Annotated in this window: 17 protein-coding genes; 4 read left to right on the top strand and 13 right to left on the bottom strand. The window is 59.9% G+C overall.

Going from position 1 to position 17,693, the window contains the following annotated elements:
- Positions 1–12: 12 nt before the first annotated feature.
- The 4 genes from IV89_RS16390 to IV89_RS16405 are packed head-to-tail and all read left to right on the top strand — an operon-like array spanning position 13 to position 3,232.
- Positions 13–1,299 (top strand): acyl-CoA dehydrogenase family protein, encoded by a 1,287-nt coding sequence (locus IV89_RS16390; RefSeq protein WP_037942093.1) that lies wholly within the window; start codon positions 13–15, stop codon positions 1,297–1,299.
- The gene (locus tag IV89_RS16395) at positions 1,296–2,063 is read left to right on the top strand and encodes an SDR family oxidoreductase (protein WP_005848869.1); all 768 of its coding nucleotides are present in this window, start codon (positions 1,296–1,298) and stop codon (positions 2,061–2,063) included. The genes IV89_RS16390 and IV89_RS16395 overlap by 4 nt, the downstream gene beginning before the upstream one ends.
- Positions 2,064–2,072: 9 nt before the next feature.
- The gene (locus tag IV89_RS16400; protein ID WP_037941904.1) at positions 2,073–2,864 is read left to right on the top strand and encodes an SDR family oxidoreductase; all 792 of its coding nucleotides are present in this window, start codon (positions 2,073–2,075) and stop codon (positions 2,862–2,864) included.
- The gene (locus IV89_RS16405; protein WP_005848865.1) at positions 2,861–3,232 is read left to right on the top strand and encodes a VOC family protein; all 372 of its coding nucleotides are present in this window, start codon (positions 2,861–2,863) and stop codon (positions 3,230–3,232) included. Before IV89_RS16400 ends, IV89_RS16405 begins: the two co-directional genes overlap by 4 nt.
- A gap of 21 nt (positions 3,233–3,253) precedes the next feature.
- Here IV89_RS16405 and IV89_RS16410 read toward each other — a convergent pair whose 3' ends face one another.
- The 13 genes from IV89_RS16410 to IV89_RS16470 form a co-directional block, all read right to left on the bottom strand.
- Positions 3,254–4,309 (bottom strand): amidohydrolase family protein, encoded by a 1,056-nt coding sequence (locus IV89_RS16410; RefSeq protein WP_037941902.1) that lies wholly within the window; start codon positions 4,307–4,309, stop codon positions 3,254–3,256.
- A complete protein-coding gene (locus IV89_RS16415) occupies positions 4,306–5,184 on the bottom strand; it encodes an acyl-CoA thioesterase II (RefSeq protein WP_005848859.1) in 879 nt (292 codons plus the stop codon). Before IV89_RS16415 ends, IV89_RS16410 begins: the two co-directional genes overlap by 4 nt.
- A gap of 6 nt (positions 5,185–5,190) precedes the next feature.
- A complete protein-coding gene (locus IV89_RS16420) occupies positions 5,191–7,149 on the bottom strand; it encodes an acetoacetate--CoA ligase (RefSeq protein ID WP_037941900.1) in 1,959 nt (652 codons plus the stop codon).
- The gene (locus IV89_RS16425; protein WP_037941898.1) at positions 7,146–8,348 is read right to left on the bottom strand and encodes a serine hydrolase domain-containing protein; all 1,203 of its coding nucleotides are present in this window, start codon (positions 8,346–8,348) and stop codon (positions 7,146–7,148) included. Before IV89_RS16425 ends, IV89_RS16420 begins: the two co-directional genes overlap by 4 nt.
- 101 nt (positions 8,349–8,449) lie before the next feature.
- Positions 8,450–9,151 carry an ABC transporter ATP-binding protein gene (locus tag IV89_RS16430; RefSeq protein WP_174226639.1) on the bottom strand — a complete coding sequence of 234 codons (702 nt, stop codon included), beginning with the start codon at positions 9,149–9,151 and terminating at the stop codon, positions 8,450–8,452.
- Positions 9,152–9,153: 2 nt separating this feature from the next.
- On the bottom strand, positions 9,154–9,915 hold the full coding sequence (locus IV89_RS16435; RefSeq protein WP_009824297.1) for an ABC transporter ATP-binding protein: 762 nt from the start codon (positions 9,913–9,915) through the stop codon (positions 9,154–9,156).
- A complete protein-coding gene (locus tag IV89_RS16440) occupies positions 9,912–11,252 on the bottom strand; it encodes a branched-chain amino acid ABC transporter permease (protein ID WP_037941897.1) in 1,341 nt (446 codons plus the stop codon). Before IV89_RS16440 ends, IV89_RS16435 begins: the two co-directional genes overlap by 4 nt.
- The gene (locus IV89_RS16445) at positions 11,249–12,205 is read right to left on the bottom strand and encodes a branched-chain amino acid ABC transporter permease (RefSeq protein ID WP_005848848.1); all 957 of its coding nucleotides are present in this window, start codon (positions 12,203–12,205) and stop codon (positions 11,249–11,251) included. The genes IV89_RS16440 and IV89_RS16445 overlap by 4 nt, the downstream gene beginning before the upstream one ends.
- 78 nt (positions 12,206–12,283) lie before the next feature.
- A complete protein-coding gene (locus IV89_RS16450) occupies positions 12,284–13,531 on the bottom strand; it encodes a branched-chain amino acid ABC transporter substrate-binding protein (protein ID WP_037941894.1) in 1,248 nt (415 codons plus the stop codon).
- 464 nt (positions 13,532–13,995) lie between these two features.
- A complete protein-coding gene (locus tag IV89_RS16455; RefSeq protein WP_005848844.1) occupies positions 13,996–14,793 on the bottom strand; it encodes an IclR family transcriptional regulator in 798 nt (265 codons plus the stop codon).
- Between the two features lies 1 nt (position 14,794).
- Positions 14,795–15,826 carry a phosphotransferase family protein gene (locus IV89_RS16460; protein WP_037941891.1) on the bottom strand — a complete coding sequence of 344 codons (1,032 nt, stop codon included), beginning with the start codon at positions 15,824–15,826 and terminating at the stop codon, positions 14,795–14,797.
- A gap of 12 nt (positions 15,827–15,838) precedes the next feature.
- On the bottom strand, positions 15,839–16,486 hold the full coding sequence (locus IV89_RS16465; protein WP_037941888.1) for a histidine phosphatase family protein: 648 nt from the start codon (positions 16,484–16,486) through the stop codon (positions 15,839–15,841).
- Positions 16,487–16,492: 6 nt separating this feature from the next.
- Positions 16,493–17,689, bottom strand: a complete 1,197-nt coding sequence (locus tag IV89_RS16470; protein WP_005848837.1) for an acetyl-CoA C-acyltransferase — start codon at positions 17,687–17,689, stop codon at positions 16,493–16,495.
- Between the last annotated feature and the right edge of the window lie 4 nt (positions 17,690–17,693).

A 17,693-nucleotide genomic window follows, 5' to 3' on the forward strand; every position in this document is an offset into this window, starting at 1 on the left:
GCTATGGCCGGAATGAATAATCTCGAGATGTCCGAGAAGGCCAAGCCGCTGTTGGCCGCCGTCATCAAACACATCCGCGAAAATGTCGATCCGATCACCGACGAGTATTTCCGCCTTGGCGAAGGTCGTGCCGACCGCTGGTCACACGCGCCCGGCCAGTTGGAGCTGCTGGAAACCGCCAAGAAAAAGGCTCGTGAAAATGGGCTGTGGAATTTCTTTTTGCCCAATGCCGAAACCGGTGAAGGTCTGTCGAACCTCGATTACGCCTATATCGCGGCCGAGCTTGGCAAAAGCCCGCTGGCCTCTGAATCCCTGAACTGTTCCGCGCCCGACACCGGCAACATGGAAGTGCTGGAGCGGATCGGGACGCCAGAGCAGAAAGAAAAATGGCTCAAGCCGCTTCTGGCCGGTGAAATCCGGTCGGCCTTCGCGATGACCGAACCCGATATGGCGTCCTCGGATGCCAAGAATATCTCTACCTCTGCCGTGCTGGAAAACGGTGAATGGGTCATCAACGGCGAGAAATACTATATCTCCGGTGCCGGTGATCCGCGCTGCAAGATCATGATTACCATGGTCAAGACGTCGCCCGACGCCGAACCTTTCCGCCAGCAGTCCCAGATCCTCGTGCCGATCGACACCCCCGGTGTTGAAATTGTCGGCCCGATGCATGTCTTCGGTCACGACGACGCGCCGCACGGTCACATGCATATCAAGTTCACCAATGTGCGCGTGCCCGAGGAAAACATCCTCTGGGGCGAAGGCAAGGGCTTTGAAATCTCCCAAGTGCGCCTTGGGCCAGGCCGTATACACCACTGCATGCGCTCTATCGGGGCGGCGGAAAAGGCGCTGGACCTGATGATCGAACGCGGGCTGAGCCGTGAAGCCTTTGGCAAGAAAATCATCGATCTGGGCAAGAACATGGAAACGATCTCTCGCGCCAAGATCGAGATTGAAGCCATGCGCCTGATGGTGCTGAAAGCCGCCAAGGCGATGGACGTTCTGGGCAACAAAGAGGCCCGCATCTGGGTCAGCATGATCAAGGCGATGGTGCCGGAAAAAGTCTGCAACATCATCGATCAGGCGATGCAGGTGCATGGTGCGACAGGTATTTCGCAGTGGTCGCCGCTGTCGGGCATGTACACGTCGCAGCGCACGCTGCGCTATGCGGATGGCCCTGATGAGGTCCACCACCACGTGATCGCCCGCGCCGAGGTCAAGGATTATCAGGAATCCAACCTGCGCACATCGCGCGCCCGTGAAGAGATCGCCACAGGCCGTACGCGAGGTGGCGTATGACCCTATTTGATCTGACCGGAAAGGTGGCGCTGTTGACCGGTGCCTCCAAGGGCATGGGGCTGGCGATGGCCAAGGGTCTGGCCGAGCATGGCGCGACCGTCGTCATCTCGGCCCGCAAGCAAGACCAGCTGGACGCCGCCGCCGCCGAGATCAACGCGCTTGGCAAGGGCAAGGCGTTCGGCGTCGCCTGCAACGTTGGTTATAAAGAGCAGCTGCAAGCGCTGGTGGACGAGACCCACAAGCTGGCAGGCAAGATCGACATCGTGATCGGCAACGCGGGCGTGAACCCCTACTATGGGCCCACGTCCGAGATCCCCGATGATGCCTATGAAAAGACGATGAACGCCAATGTGCTGTCCAATCTTTGGCTGGCACAGATGGTGGCCCCCGATATGATCGAGAAAGGCGCCGGGTCGATGGCGTTCACCTCGTCCATCGGGGCGTTCAAACCGTCGGTCATGCTGGGCACCTATGGCATGTCCAAGCTGGCGCTGATCGGCCTTGTGCGCAACCTTGCCGCCGAATTCGGGCCCAAGGGTCTGCGGTTCAACGCGATCTGTCCGGGTCTGGTGAAAACCGAATTCGCGCGCGAGCTGTGGGACAATCCCGATGTCGAGAAACGCATCAAGAACGAGATCCCGCTGCGCCGCCTTGGCGAGGCAGAGGATTTTGCGGGGCTCGCCGTGTTCCTCGCCTCTGATGCAAGCCGCTACATGACCGGTCAGGCGCTGACCGTTTGTGGCGGGTCGAACATGTGGACGTAAGGGGCTGCTATGGAACTGAAGGATAAAATCATCGTCATCACCGGTGCCGCAAGCGGCATCGGCAAGGCGATGGCCATCCGCTTTGCCGCGGAAGGGGCCAAGAAAGTCGTCTGTGTCGACCTCAACAAAGAGGGCGCGCAGGCGGTCGCCAACGAGATCGACGGCGTGGCTTTCGGTGTGAATGTCGGTGTCGAGCAAGAGATCGCGGATATGATCGATGCCGTGGAAAACGACATCGGCCCGATTGATCTGTTCTGCTCTAACGCGGGCATATTGATCGCGGGCGGCATGGAAGTGCCGAACGAAGACTGGCAGCGCATCTGGGACATCAATGTGATGGCCCACATCTGGGCCGCCCGTCATCTGGTGCCGCGCATGACCGAACGCGGGGGCGGCTATCTGCTGAACACCGCGTCGGCGGCGGGGCTGCTGAACCAGGTCGGCTGCGCGCCTTACGGCGTGACCAAACACGCGGCCGTTGCTGTGGCCGAATGGCTGGCGATGTCCCATGGTGACGACGGGATCAAGGTGTCGGTGCTCTGCCCTCAGGCTGTCCGCAGCGAGATGACCCGCGGTCACGAGGATTCTGTCGCCGCGCTCGACGGTCTGCTTGAAGCGGAACCCGTGGCCGAAGCCTGCCTGGAAACCATCCGCAACGAGACGTTCCTTGTGCTGCCCCACCCGCAAGTGCTGGAGTATATGCGCAAGAAAACCGAGAACTACGATCGCTGGATCGGGGGTATGCGCAAGCTGCACCGGATGTACGGCGACCGCAGAAACCCACAGGGGAATGTATCGTGATCGGCTATACCACGGTGGGCACCAGCGACATGGCGCGCGCCAAGCAGTTCTATTGCGACCTGTTCGAAAGCAAGGGTGCCAAGGTGCTGATCGACAGCGGTCGGATTGCCATGATCGGCACCGGCGGCGGCACGCCCATGATCTCTGTCTGCGAACCCTACAACAAAGAGGCCCCCACCCCCGGCAACGGGGTGATGGTCGCTTTTACCGCTGACAGCAAAGAGGAAGTGGACGAGATCTACGCCAAGGCGATCTCGCTCGGTGCGACAGACGAGGGCGCGCCGGGGCAAAGGGTGCCGGACCGGTTCTACGGGGCCTATGTTCGCGACCTTGATGGCAACAAACTGTGCTTTTTCAAATTCGCCTAACGTAAAAATCTGCCGTCCGCGTCACGCGGGCGGCAGCCCGTAGACGCGCCGCGCTGTGCCAGAGAAAAGCGCCGCCTGCGCCGCGTCATCCAGATGCGCTGACATCTTCTTGAACGCGTTCCAGATCACCACATAGCTGACCGCCGTGCGATCCACGGGAAAGTTGCTTTCGAACATGCAGCGTTCGGGGCCGAAGACATCCAGCATATGCGCGTACCATTTGCCCTGCGTCTCTACGATCTCGTCCGAGGACGGTGGCAGGTCGCGATGCATGTAGCCATACCCATTGTCGGGCATGCAAAGCCCGCCCAGCTTGGCCATCACATTGGGGCATTCCGCCAGCTCTGACATATGGTCTTTCCACGCGGCAAAGATATCGTCGCGTTTGCCTTCGAACCGGCCAACGCCCAAGGGTGTGCCGAAGTGGTCAAGGATCAGCGTGGTGTGCGGCACCGCGCGGGCAAGGTCCAGAAACTCTTGGTGTTGATGGTGGTAATGCCAGCTGTCCAGCGTCAGCCCACGCTCGCCCAGGATCGCGGCACCGCGGATGAAGTTAGGATCGCCGTATTGGTTTTCGACCCCGCGTCCGGGGATCGCCAGATGCTGCGGTTCCGCATCGCGCGCGCCGGAGTTTCGTATACCCTTGAACAGTCCATTTCCTGCGGCCTCATGCGCGTCAAGCGCGGCATGCAGCTGGTCGGGGGGCAGCACCAGTTCGGTCTGCGCGATGATGCCCGCGATCTGCGCCTGACCGCGCGGCACCTGCGCCGCCATCTGCGCCACGGTGCGGGTCTCTCCCACCGATTGCAGATGCGCGGGCGCGTCGCGATCCCAATAGGACCGACATTCGATATAGACCGTCTGCACCACGTTATGCCCGGCCCCAGTGTCGCGCCAAAGCGCGTCCATCTCGTAGACGGCGGGGGCGTCGGGCGTGCCGTGACGCCAGAGGTGGTGGTGGGGGTCCACAATCTCGCGGTGCGGGTCGATTGCGGTCTCGGGGACCAGTCCCAGCCAGTCGTCGCGCAGTTCGATCCCCGGTCGCCAACCCGGATAGCGGCCCCCCGTCTGTGTCATGAAGCAGCTTCTTTCTTTTTATAGGGGCGCATCAGCCCTTCTTGCGCCGTTGTCGCGGCAAGTTGGCCGTTCTGGTTGTAGATCAGCCCGCGATTGAACCCGCGCGCGCCGCCAGTAAAGGGGGCGTCAAGTTCGTACAGATGCCAGTCAGAGAAATCGATCGGCGCGTGAAACCACATGGCGTGGTCAAGGCTGGCAGTCATGACCTGCCCCTGGAACCACGTCAGCCCGTGGGGCCGCAGCGACGAGCCGAGCAGGTTCATATCGGACGCATAGGCGAGCAGGCAGTGCTGCATGATCGGGGACTGCCCCTTTGCCGCCTCCATCCGGAACCAAAGGTAATTCTTGTCCGAGGTCTTTTCCGGTTCGAACAGATCGCGCGGATCAACCTCGCGGATTTCGATAGGGCGTTCGCGCAGGAAATCGTCGCGGTGTTTAGGCGAGATTTTTTCGATATAGGGTTCGCGCAGGTCGGGGCGGTCAAGCCAGTGTTCCGGCCCTTTTACGTCAGGCATCTTGTGCTGGTAGTCCCAGCCCTCTTCCTGCACGTGGAACGACGCCGAGAGGTTGAAGATCTGCTTGCCGTGCTGGATCGCGACGACCCGCCGCGTGGTAAAACTGCCCCCGTCGCGGGCGCGGTCGACCTGATAGATCACCGGGATCGACGGGTCACCGGGACGGATGAAATAGGCATGCAGCGAATGGCACATCCGGTCCGGCACCGTGCGATAGGCGGCCATCAAAGCCTGCGCGATAACATGGCCGCCAAAAATGCGCGTGGTGGTTTCCCCGCCCGACCCGATGCCGCGGAACAGGTCGATCTCAAGCTGTTCGATATCCAGCAATTCAAGGAGTTGGCGGGCCACATCGGTCATCTGGGTTCAGTCCTTCTGGGTCGCACGCGCATTGGCGTAGGCGACATAAAAATCAAAGCTGTCCGGATTGGCCATTGAATCCCTGTTCACCACCTTTTCCGGATCCTGCCCAAGCAATAGCTTTTTCACAGGAACCTCAAGCTTTTTGCCAGATAGGGTGCGGGGGATCTCGGCGACCTCGATGATCTCGTTCGGGATGAACCGGGCCGAGACGTTCTTGCGGATTGCCGCGTTGATCTTGTCCTTGAAGGCGTCATCAAAGGCGACGCCTTGGGCCGGCACCACAAAGAGCGGCATAAAGCTTTCGCGCCCCAGAAATTCGAGGTCGACAACAAGGCTGTCCATCACCTCGTCCAGCCCTTCGACGGCCTGATAGATTTCCGCACTGCCAAGGCGCAGACCCTTGCGGTTGATCGTGGCGTCAGAGCGGCCATAGATCACCGACCCGCCGTTTTCGTTGATCTCGATCCAGTCGCCGTGGCGCCAGATGCCGGGATAGGTGTCGAAATAGCTGTCGTGCAGGCGGCTGCCATCATCGTCGCCCCAGAAGAACAGCGGCATCGACGGCAGCGGCTCGGTACAGACCAATTCGCCCACCACGCCGGTCAGGTCATTGCCATCCTCGTCGAAGGAACGCACCGCGTTGCCAAGCGCGCGGCACTGCATTTCACCTGCGCGCACCGGCATGCCGGGATGGCCCAGCACAAAGGCCCCCGCCAGATCGGTCCCGCCCGAGATAGGCGCCAGCCAGACGTCCTGCTTCACCTGTGCGTATATCCAGTCATAGGCATCAGAGCTCAGCGGTGATCCGGTCGAGCCGAGCGAGCGCAGCGCAGAAAGGTCGACCTCGTCCCGTGGGGTTAGCCCTGCCTTCATGCAACCGCTAAAGAAGGCCGCGCCCGCGCCAAAGAAATCAAGCTTTTCATCCGCGACAAAGCGCCAGATCACGCCCATGTCAGGATAATTCGGTGCCCCGTCGAACATCGCGACCGTGGTGCCCTGCCCCAGTGCGGTGAATTGCGAGTTCCACATGATCCAGCCCGAAGATGTCAGCCAGCAATAGCGTCCGCCGCGCCGAAGATCGTGGTGTAGGGATTGTTTTGCGGATTCCAGAATGATCCCGCCATGCCCGTGCACGATCGGCTTGGGGTTGCCGGTGGTGCCGGAGGAATAGACGATCCACAGCGGATGATCGAAGGGGACTTGCGTGCTTTCATAGGGTGCGTCGCGGTCCAGCAGACTGTCCCACGCCATATGCCCCTTGGGCAGATCCCCGACAAAAGGCACCGTGACGCATTGCACGAGACTGGGCAGCGCCGCCTCTAGCCCCGCGAGGATCTCGCGACGGTCCACGGTTTTGCCCGCGTGGACATAGCCGTCTTGCGCGATCAGCACCTTGGGTTCGATCTGCTTGAACCGGTCCAGAATGGCGACATGACCCATATCGGGGGCACAAAGCGACCAGATCGCGCCGATGCTCGCGGTGGCCAGAAAGGCGATCATCGCGGTTTCGGTATTGGGCAGCACGGCAACAACGCGGTCGCCTTTGGTCACGCCCATATCCCGCAGATGCGCGGCGACGCTTGCCACTTGTGCGCGCAGCTCGGACCACGACAGACGTTTGCGGCCAAAGGTTTCGGACTGCACGATCAGCGCATCGCCGTCAGGCTGGCTGTCCACATGCTTCATGATCTGGTCGGTGTAGTTCAGCATCGCGCCGGGGCACCATTCGGCACCGGGCATCTGACGCTTTGCCATGACGGTCGTGTAGGGCGCGCTGGCCTGCACGTCGAAATAGTCCCAGATCGCGGACCAGAACCCGTCAAGGTCGGTCACGCTCCACTCCCACATGGCGTTGTAGTGGTCGAACGTCAGCCCGCGTTGGTCTTTCAGGAACCGTTCAAATTCCGCCATGGTCGAGGCATCGGCGCGCTCTTTTGTCGGGGTCCAAAGGATATCGTTCATGTCATCGCTCCGTGGATGAGGGCCTTGAGTTGGGGGCGCGCGGGGTACGAGCTGGACGGCGCAAGCTGCGTGAAGAATACGACAGACAGATCCAGCACCGGGTCAATCCAGAAGAAGGTAGAGGCCATGCCGCCCCAGCTGAAATCACCTAGGCTGCTGGGAACGCGGACGCGACCGGGGTTCAGCACCACGGCACCGCCAAGGCCAAAGCCCATCCCTTCCATCGGTTGTTCGGCAAAGCTGGCGGGCCCCATCGACGCGATGTCGCCGGGCAGATGATTGCGCATCATAAAGTCGAGCGTCTTGGGCGAGATCAGCCCCGCCCCACCGGTGCGCAGCATCTCGGTGAACTTGAGGTAATCATCAATGGTGCCCACCAGTCCGCCGCCGCCAGAATGCATCTCGGCGTTCAGGAAGGGGGACGTGTCGGGCTTGTCCACGCAGCGCAGCACGGGCGTATCTGGTTTGGCCGCGTTCATGCCATAGGCGCTGCCCGCCAGCGGGGTGTAAAGCGAGGCAAAGCGGTCAATGCCACCTGAGGGCACGGAAAACCGCGTCTCGTCCATGCCAAGGGGGCCAAGGATTTCATCAACCAGAAACGCCTCTAGCGACTTGCCCGAAACGACCTCTATCACGCGGCCAAGCACGTCGATGCCTACGGAGTATTCCCAACGGGTGCCGGGGTGAAACGCCAGCGGCAATGCGGCGACGCGGTCGGTCATCTCTGCCAGCGACCCTTGATCGGCGCGGAACAGGATGTCGGCCTCGTCCATTGCCTTTGCCGTGATGCCGGGGTTGAACGGATAGCTCAGCCCCGAGGTATGGGTCAGCAGCTGGTGCAGTGTCGGCGTCTGGCAGGGTTCGGTCTGATCCGCCGCTGTCGCGCCGTCGATCAGGCAGCGCATATCGGCGAAAGCGGGGATGAAATCAGACACCGGCGCATCAAGGTGGAACAGCCCGCGTTCCGCCAACATCATGATGCCGACCGAGGTGACGGGTTTGGTCATCGAATAGATGCGGGCGATCGTGTCGCGTGTGAACGGCTGGCCGGTATCCGTGTCGCGCTGGCCCTTGGCATCAAAGTAGACCTCTTGCCCGCCCTGCGCCACCAGCACCGAACACCCGGCAAACCGTTTGCGGTCCACATAGGTCTGCATCCAGTCCCCGATGCGGCCCAGTTTATTTGTGTCGAACGCCAAAAAACTTTCCTCCCGAGCCGCGACCGCGCCTCAGGAGGATGAGGCCGCGGACCGCGACGATTTCAATAGATGATTTACTGGTAATGGTCCGGCTTAGGTCATCAGACCTCAAGCCATTCCTTGCGCACATCATCACGCTGGCGCAATTCAGCCGGCGTGCCCTCATAGACCACCTGACCATGCCCCATGACATAGACCCGATCCGCGATGTCCATCGCGATCGACAGTTTCTGTTCCACCAGCAGGGTTGAGATCCCGCGGTTGGCGATCTCTTTGAGCACCTCGGCGACCTTCTGCACCATCTGCGGGGACAGACCTTCGGTGGGTTCGTCGATCATGACCAAATCGGGGTCGCCCATCAGCGTGCGGCACATGGTCAACATCTGCTGTTCCCCCCCCGACAGAACCGAGGCTTCGACGTCGGCGCGGCGGTCGAGGTTTTCGAACATGTCGAACATCGACTGCATCGACCAACGGCCCGCGCCATCCTTCTGGCCCGGCTTCAGACCCAGCGTCAGGTTCTGCCGCGTGGTGAGACCGGGAAAGATATCGCGGTTCTCGGGCACATAGCCGATCCCCATATTGGCGATCTGGAAGGCTTTCTTGCCGCTGATCTCCTGCCCCTGAAACTTGACCGATCCTTTAGGTTCGACCTCGCCCATGATGGCCTTGCAGGTGGTAGACCGCCCCACCCCGTTGCGCCCCAGAAGCGCGACGATCTCGCCTTCTTTGACGTTCAGGTTCACCCCCTGAAGGATGTGGGACTTGCCGTAGAAGGCGTGCATATCCGTGACTTCGAGCATCATTAGTGTTCTGCCTCCAATGCGGCGCCCAGATAGGCTTCTTGTACGCGGGCGTCTGCACGCACCTCTTCGGGTTTTCCGGTGGCGATGATTTCGCCATAGACCAGCACCGAAATCCGGTCGGCGAGACCGAAGACCACGCTCATGTCATGTTCCACCATGATCAGCGTCTTGCCCGCGGTCACCTTGAGGATCAGGTCGGTGATATAGTCGGTTTCCGTGTTGCTCATCCCCGCCGTCGGTTCGTCCAGCATGATGACATCGGCACCGCCCGCGATGGTGATCCCGATTTCAAGCGCGCGCTGTTCGGCGTAAGACAGGGTGCCCGCGGGCAGGTTGCGCCGTTCCAGCAGGTTGATCTGGTCAAGGATGCGGTCCGCGCCCTCGGTCAGCTCACGGGACCGGTTCACCAGATTCCAGAAGCTGTATTTATAGCCCTGCGACCACAAGAGCGCACAGCGCACGTTTTCAAACACGCTCATCGCCGGAAAGATGTTGGTGATCTGGAACGAGCGGCTTAGCCCCTTGCGGTTGATCTGGAAGGGTTCGAGCCCGGCCAGATCCTCTCCGTGCAGCTTTACCGTTCCAGCCGAAGGCGCAAACCGTGCGGTGATCAGGTTGAACAGCGTCGATTTGCCCGCGCCGTTCGGCCCGATCACGGCGTGGCGTTCTGCCTTGCCGATGCTCAGGTCGATGCCGCGGATGATCTCGGCCTTGCCAAAGCTTTTCTTGAGGCCAGTCAGTTCAAGTGCGGGTGTGCTCATGACGCGCCTCCTGCTGTGTTTGCTTCGTTCCAGGCGTCTTTCAACGCCGGTGCTGTGGCCCTGGCGATGCCCAGACCGATCAGCGCGACCGCGCCCGCCACCAGCCATGGCATCAGCGTGTGGCTGTCGAATGTGGTCCAGAAGACGGTCATTTCATTGTCACCCGTGGCCCCATGACGATAGTGGAACGTCATCTCGACCAGTGCCGCCAGCCCCATCAAACCGATTGCCGCTGGCAGCAGCGTCTTGAGATAGGGCATGATCAACGTCGATGCCTTGCCCAGCTTGAACACAGGCACATGCATCATCAGCAGTCCTGCCAGACCACCGGGGAAGAACATCACCGTGGATAGGAACAGGACGCCCGCATAAAAGGCCCAAAGCTCGGTCGACAGGCTCAGAACGGTTTGCAGCAGGGTAAAGGCGATGGCCCCGATGATCGGCCCAAAGAAGAACCCGACGCCGCCAAGGAAGGTCACCAGCAGGATGATCCCTGACGAGGCGGTGTTGAGGTTTTCCTCGGTCAGGATTTCGTAGTTGATCGCGAAAAGCCCACCGGACACGCCCGCAAAGAAGCCAGAGGCGACAAAGCTGTAGAAGCGGACCCACCGCGAGGAATAGCCCAGAAACTCTGCCCGTTCGGGATTGTCGCGCACGGCGTTTGCCATGCGACCCACGGGGGTGCGGCTCCAGAGGTACATCAGCGCGGCAGAGATCACGACCCAGCCAGCGGTCAGGTAATAGACCTCGATCTGTTGCAGGAATTCGACGCCAAAGAAGGGCTGCGCGTAGGTCCGGTCACCGCTGATGCCTTCCTCGCCGCCAAAGAACGCGACGATAATGACGGAACAGGCCGCGATCAATTCGCCCACACCCAGCGAGATCATGGCGAATACCGTGCCCGCGTTACGGGTCGAAAACGCGCCGACGATCATCGCCAGACCCATGCCGAAAAGACCACCAAACACCGGCAGGATCACCAGGGGAATGGTCGAGAAGAAATCGGACATGTTCATGATGTGCATACAGGCAAAGCCCCCCACACCGGCATAGACCGCATGGCCAAAGGACAGCATACCCCCCTGCCCGAGCAGCATGTTATAGGCCAGCGCGAAAACGATCGTGATCGACATCTGGTTCATGATCGTCAGTGCCGAATTATTGGTAAACACCATCGGCAGGATGGCCAGCACGACAGAGGCAATGACCCAGGGGGCCAATGTCAGCACCAGCGACCCTGACCGCATACGCTGCGCGGGTTTGGACGGGTCCGTGGTGATCTGCTCTTTCGGGCGGGCGCCTTTGGGAATGTCGGTTCTTGGATCTGAAACTGTCATGAGCTGCGCTTTCCGAAAAGACCTGCCGGGCGGAAGATGAGGATCAGCACCATCAGGATATAGGGCAAGATGTCGGCGATCTGCGGGCTCGTGAGGCTCCAGAAGTCGCGGAATATGCTGTCATCCAGGCTCTCGGGTTTAGAGATGCCAAGGCCGGTCAGGATATTCTCCATCTCGATGTTGTAGGATTTGGCGAAGGTGGTGATCCAGCCGATCAATAGCGACGCGATCAGCGCCCCCCAGAGCGACCCGAGGCCACCGATCACGATGGTCACGAACACGATCGACCCCAGCACAAAGGCCATACCGGGGAAGGTGCCAAGCACCGGTCCGGCAATCACACCGGCCACACCGGCCAGCGCCGTGCCGACCCCGAAGACCCCCATAAAGATCAGCGGCACATTGTGGCCCAAGGCTTCGACCGTGCGCGGATAGCTCAGCGCGGCCTGAATGATCATGCCGACGCGGGTCTTGGTCAGCACGTAAAGCAGCCCGATAAAGATGCTGATCGAGATGAAGATCATGAATATCTTATAAGCGGGGATCGAATTCCCCGAGATCGCAAACGCGGTAAAGTTCAACGCGTCAGGAATGGCATAGGGCAGTTGGTTCTTGCCCCAGATGAATTGCACCAGTTCTTCGATCAACAGCGCCAGACCAAAGGTAAAAATCAGTTCGGGCACGTGTCCGTATTGGTGAACCCGGCGCAGGCCGTAGCGTTCAACCCCTGCCCCCATCACACCCACGACGAGTGGCGCGATCAGCAGCCCCATCCAGAAGCCGAGCGCAAGACTGATCTGGTAGGCGAAATAGGCACCAAGCATGTAAAAGCTGGCGTGAGCGAAGTTCAAAACACCCATCATCGAGAAAATTAGGGTCAGACCGGCGGAGAGCATGAACAACAGCAATCCAGTAACCAGCCCGTCGATGAGGTTGACGAGAATGAGGTCCATGAGGCCCCTCCAGTAGTGTGGTGGCAAGGTGCAAGAGGGGCCCGCCCGCCAGCGCAGGCGGACCCGAGAGAAATCGCCTTATTCGGGGCGCTTCATCTCGCAGGTTGTCGGGCTGTCCATCGACGCCATTTCGACGGTCGATTCAGTCACGACACCATATCCGGACTGGTCATAGTCAAAGTCCAGGTTGTCGTTTGTGTGGACGCCGACATGCATGTCCTGAATGATCTGGTGATCTTGCGGACGCATGAACAGTTTACCACCCCACATGCTGTCGTATTCCATGCCTTCCAGCTTGCTGGCCACCGCGACCACATCTGTGGCGGAGCCCGCTTCGGTGATGGCCTGGGCCAGCATACCGATGGTGTTGAAGATACGGCTTTGGTCGATGTTGCCGTCTGGATACTTCTCAAGGAAGGCGTTGTAGGTGTCGCGCGCTTCTTCGGTGGCGATCGGGTTGATGCTGCCTTGCGAAATCAGGCGGATCTTGTCTTTACCGCTTTCACCAAAGGCGGCCGTGATGCCGGAACCCGCAGCGTAATAGGTATAGATCGGCCCTTCGAACCCGTTGTCGATGATCGCTTTGCCGATGCCCAGCATGTCAGCGCCCCAGTTCCCCGTGATCACGGCATCCGCACCAGAGGATACAACCTTGCGCGCGTAGGGGGTAAAGTCTTTCACCTTGCCGATGGGGTGCAGTTCGTCACCGACGACCTCGATGCCGTCACCTTTCGCGCCCAGCATTTCGTTGGCGGCGGCAGACACAGCTTTACCAAAGGAATAGTCCTGCCCAATGATGTAGACTTTCTTGATGTCCTTGTCCTGAACGATCACATCGGTCAGCGCGTCCATCTTGATGTCAGAGTTGGCGTCGAAACGGAAATGCCAGAAGTTGCATTTGTCGTTCGTCAGCGCAGGGTCTACAGCGGCATAGTTCAGGAACAGAACACGGCTGTCGGGGTTGCGGCGGTTGTGCTTGTCGATGGCTTCGGTCAATGCGTTCGCAACGCCAGAGGAGTTCCCCTGAACGACGTAGCGCGCGCCTTGGTCAATCGCGACCTGAAGCTGAATAAGGGATTCTTTGGGGCTGACCTTGTTATCAAAAGGCAGCACTTCCATTTTTTGGCCGTCCAGCAGACCGCCTTTGTCGTTTACCATGTAATCAGCCGCGAATTCGAACTGATGCAGGCCGTTTGTTCCGGTGCTTGCGAATGGACCGGACAGCGGGTCAATGAACGCGATCTTGATGTTTTCGGCAAAGGCTGCGCTCGCGCCAATGACCAAAGAAAGCGCGGAAACCGCGCCGTACTTAGCGATATTTTTCATTTTAATCCTCCCAAGGACGGCCCGGCGCTTTTAATGCGTTTTTTGGATTGCCAGACCTTGGGAAGAGCCTTGCATAATGCGATTTATTGTCAAGCGCCTCTATTCATAAGTTGCGAGCCTGCACCGTCGGTTATGCCATATATTGCGTGACGGTACGGGCGAAATCACCTGCGTGAAATTTTGCCCGCTGCCGTTTTTTGACGCAGGGTCAGAAATAAGCATTTGAAAATAAATGTATTAATGAATTGCACAAGATTGTGACGGCTGATCAGTTTTTACGCGGTGCCTGACAGATGTCCGCTGGACACTATTCAAAAAAAATTTGCGACGGCGGGTGCGATCCTGACAATTGTCATGGCACCGCAGATTTGCCAATTCCAGCCACTGGAACGAAGCTACTGGCCACGGTGGTTGAAATCTATACGACCGGCCAAGTTGATTCTCCCGCCCCGCGGGTCCACACCCTAAAACCGGATGCTGATGGCTTGCGCCGCTGCCGACAAAAGCTGTGCATAGGTCGTTTCAAGCTGTCGCTTCTTCACGTGGAAAGCGGGACCGCCCACATTCAGCCCGTAAACCTGCGATCCGTTGGGCGAAAACACGGGCACCGCGATGCCGTTCACATCGGGACGCCAATCGCCATAGCTTGAACAAAATCCCTTATCTGCAAACTCTGTCATCGCGGCGGCATAGCTGTCGCGCGCGCGGGCTTCGAACTCGGGCCCTTCGGCTGCAGCATAGCGGAACGCGCGGTCGCGGCTTTCGTCGGACATGCCGGTCAGGATTGCGCGACCAATGGCGGAATCAAACAACGGCAGCCGTGACCCGACGCGAATTTGCAACGCGACATCCTCGCGCGAGCGTTTGGTCGCGATATAGACAACGTCCAGCCGGTGGACCTCTCCGATCGCGATGGTGACGTAGGAATTGGGCCCGTCGCGCAGCTTGCGCATCTCTTCCTGCGCGCGGTCGCCGATCTCCATACTCGACAGCACGCCAAAGCCAAGCTGCAGCACCCCTGCGCCCAGCCGATAGGTGCCGGTGCGGGCATCGGCGACAAGATAGTCCAGTTCCACCAGCGTATGGGTCAAGCGCGACACCGTCGCCTTGGGCAGCCCTGTCCGTTCGGAGAAATCCGTGTTGGTCAGGGCTGTTTCGTTTTCCCGAAAGCAGCGCAACACATCCAGCCCGCGGGCAAGCGCCGTGACAAAGTTTCTGTCCTTCGTCTCTGCCGGATCTGTCGCGAACTCGTTGGAGGCCATCTTACTTGCCTTCCAGCGCTTTAAGCCCGTTTTCCGCAAACACAGGGACATAGGCACCGACCTTCATCGCCCGCTCGGGGTTGGAGGCATTGCCGTCCAGCGCGCGTTTCAATACGCCCTGAATGATCCCGGCCATGCGGAAGAAGCAAAAGGCGAGGTAGAAGCCAAAGTTGTCGATCCCGGCCAGCCCGCGGCGTTCGCAGTATTTGGCGATGAATTCCGCATCACTCGGCACGCCAAGCGCTGCGCGGTCCACACCGCCAAAGCCGCGCCCTTCGGTGCCCGCGGGCATTTGCCACTGCATGATAACGGCCGCAAGGTCAGCGTAAGGGTGGCCGATGGTTGACAGTTCCCAGTCCAGAATGGCCAGACATTTGGTGCCGTCTTTCTCGAACATCATATTGTCGATACGGTAGTCGCCATGCACCAGCGTGCGCTGCCCGTCATCCGCAGGGATGCTGGCGGTCAGCTTTTCGATCAGCTTGTTCATCGCGGGCAGGTCTTCGGTTTCGGACGCGCGGTATTGCTTGGTCCAGCGGGCGACCTGACGTTCATAATAGTTACCGGGGGGGCCGTAGTCCGACAGACCCACCGCGTCGATGTCCACCTCGTGCAGAGCGGCAAGCACGCGGTTCATCTCGTCAATCACGCCAGCGCGGCCTGCCTTGTCCATGTCGGGCATGCGCGGGTCCATGAAGTTGCGCCCGTCGATATGATCCATGATGTAGAACGCCGACCCGATCACGTCGTCGTCTTCGCACAGCAGGTGCATTTTCGACACGGGCACATCGGTATCCTGCAACGCCTTTTGCACGCGGAACTCACGATCAACCGCGTGTGCGGATTTCAACAGAACCCCCGGCGGTTTGCGACGCAGCACATAGTTACGCGACGGGGTTTTCAGCAGGAACGTCGGGTTGGACTGACCGGCCTGGAACTTGGAGACCTCAAGCGGGCCTTCAAAGCCCTCAAGGTGTTTTTCCAGATAGGCGCTGACCTTCGGAATATCGAGTGTCTGGGTGTCTGTGCTCATGGCTACCGTTCCTTAACTATAGGTCAGCATGTCAGCGGTCTCGGCTGACATCAGATGCGGGGTCGCGTTGAATTCATGCAGGAAAAACGCGGATTTGGTGAAGACGAATTTGGTGATGGATGTGTTCTTGATCTGCAGGTTCAAGGTCATCATCATTTTATGCGGCGCGCCAAGAGACGCGGCCGTCAGCTGCCCGATCACCCCACCGGAGCTTACCGCAAGCACGCGTTCCGCCCCTTCGGCACAGGCGATCAGACGGGCGGCTTCCACGCGGTCGGTGAAATTGGCCCATGTCTCGGCGGGGCCTTCGATCTCGTCTGCCTGCCACTGAAAGACGGTTTCGCGCAGGGTACGGAAATGCACCTTGCGGTCGTCCTTGACCAGTTCCGGAACCGCCCCTTTATAGCGCGCGTCCAGCAGGTTCTGAAAATCATATTCATTCAGGCCGGGGTGGGTGTCGCCTGCCTCGAATCCCATCGAGGCAAGCGTTTCTTTCTGGCGGGTCAGGGTGCCGGTGATTGTCCGGTCCGGCACCCAGCCGGTATCGCGTAGCAACTGGCCGACGGCCTCGGATTGCCGGTGCCCGAGGTCCGACAACTTGTCATAGTTGTCAGCCCCAAAAGACGCCTGACCGTGGCGGATGACCAGTAGCTCTCCCATGATGGTTTACAGAACCTCAAAGAGGCCAGCAGCACCCATGCCGCCGCCAACACACATGGTGCAGACAACGTATTTGGCACCGCGACGCTTGCCTTCGATCAGCGCGTGGCCAACCATGCGCGCGCCGGACATACCGTAGGGGTGACCGATAGAGATCGCGCCGCCGTCCACGTTCAACAGCTCGTCCGGGATGCCCAGCTTGTCGCGCGATGCGATCACCTGACAGGCAAAGGCTTCGTTCAGTTCCCACAGGCCGATGTCTTCGATCTTGAGCCCGTGCGCTTCCAGCAGCTTTGGCACCGCATAGATCGGGCCGATACCCATCTCATCGGGCTCGCAGCCTGCGGCCATCACGCCAACGTAGCGACCCAGTGGCTGAAGGCCGCGACGTTCGGCTTCTTTCGCTTCCATGACCACAGCCGCGGAGGCACCATCGGACAGTTGCGAGGCGTTGCCTGCGGTGATGAACTTGCCTTCGGGCAGGTGGATGCCGTCTTTGAACACGGGCTTCAGACCGGCAAGGCTTTCCGCCGTGGTGCCGGGGCGGTTGCCCTCGTCTTTTTCCAAGGTGACTTCGTGCTTGGAAATCTCTTTGGTCTCTTTGTCCTGAACCATCATCGTGGTGGTCATTGCGACGATCTCGTCGTCAAAGCGGCCGGCCTGTTGCGCTTGGTGCGTCAGCTCTTGGCTGCGCGCCGCGTATTCATCCTGCGCTTCGCGGCTCACGTTATAGCGCTCTGCCACGTTTTCGGCTGTTTCCAGCATGGTCATGTAGATTTCGGGCTTGTTCTGCTTGAGCCATGGGTCGGCGCTGACGCGCATCTCTGGCGTTTGCACGAGGGAGATGCTGTCGACACCGCCGCCGATGACAATGTCCATCCCGTCGGTGATCACCTGTTTGGCCGCGGTGGCGATTGCCATCATGCCGGATGCGCACTGACGGTCCAGCGACATGCCTGCAACGGTCACGGGCAGGCCTGCGCGGATGGCGGCCTGACGCGCGATGTTGCCCGCCTGATGCCCCTGCTGCAAGGCGGACCCGATGACACAGTCAGAGATTTCCGACCCGTCAAGACCCGCGCGCTTCACGGCGTTCTCGATGGCGTGGGCGGCAAGCGCCTGTGGTGTGGTGGCGTTGAACGCACCGCGATAGGCTTTGCCGATCGGGGTACGGGCGGTGGATACGATTACTGCGTCACGCATGGTG

The sequence above is a fragment of the Sulfitobacter sp. CB2047 genome, from assembly GCF_000735125.2.
Lineage (GTDB): Bacteria > Pseudomonadota > Alphaproteobacteria > Rhodobacterales > Rhodobacteraceae > Sulfitobacter > Sulfitobacter pontiacus.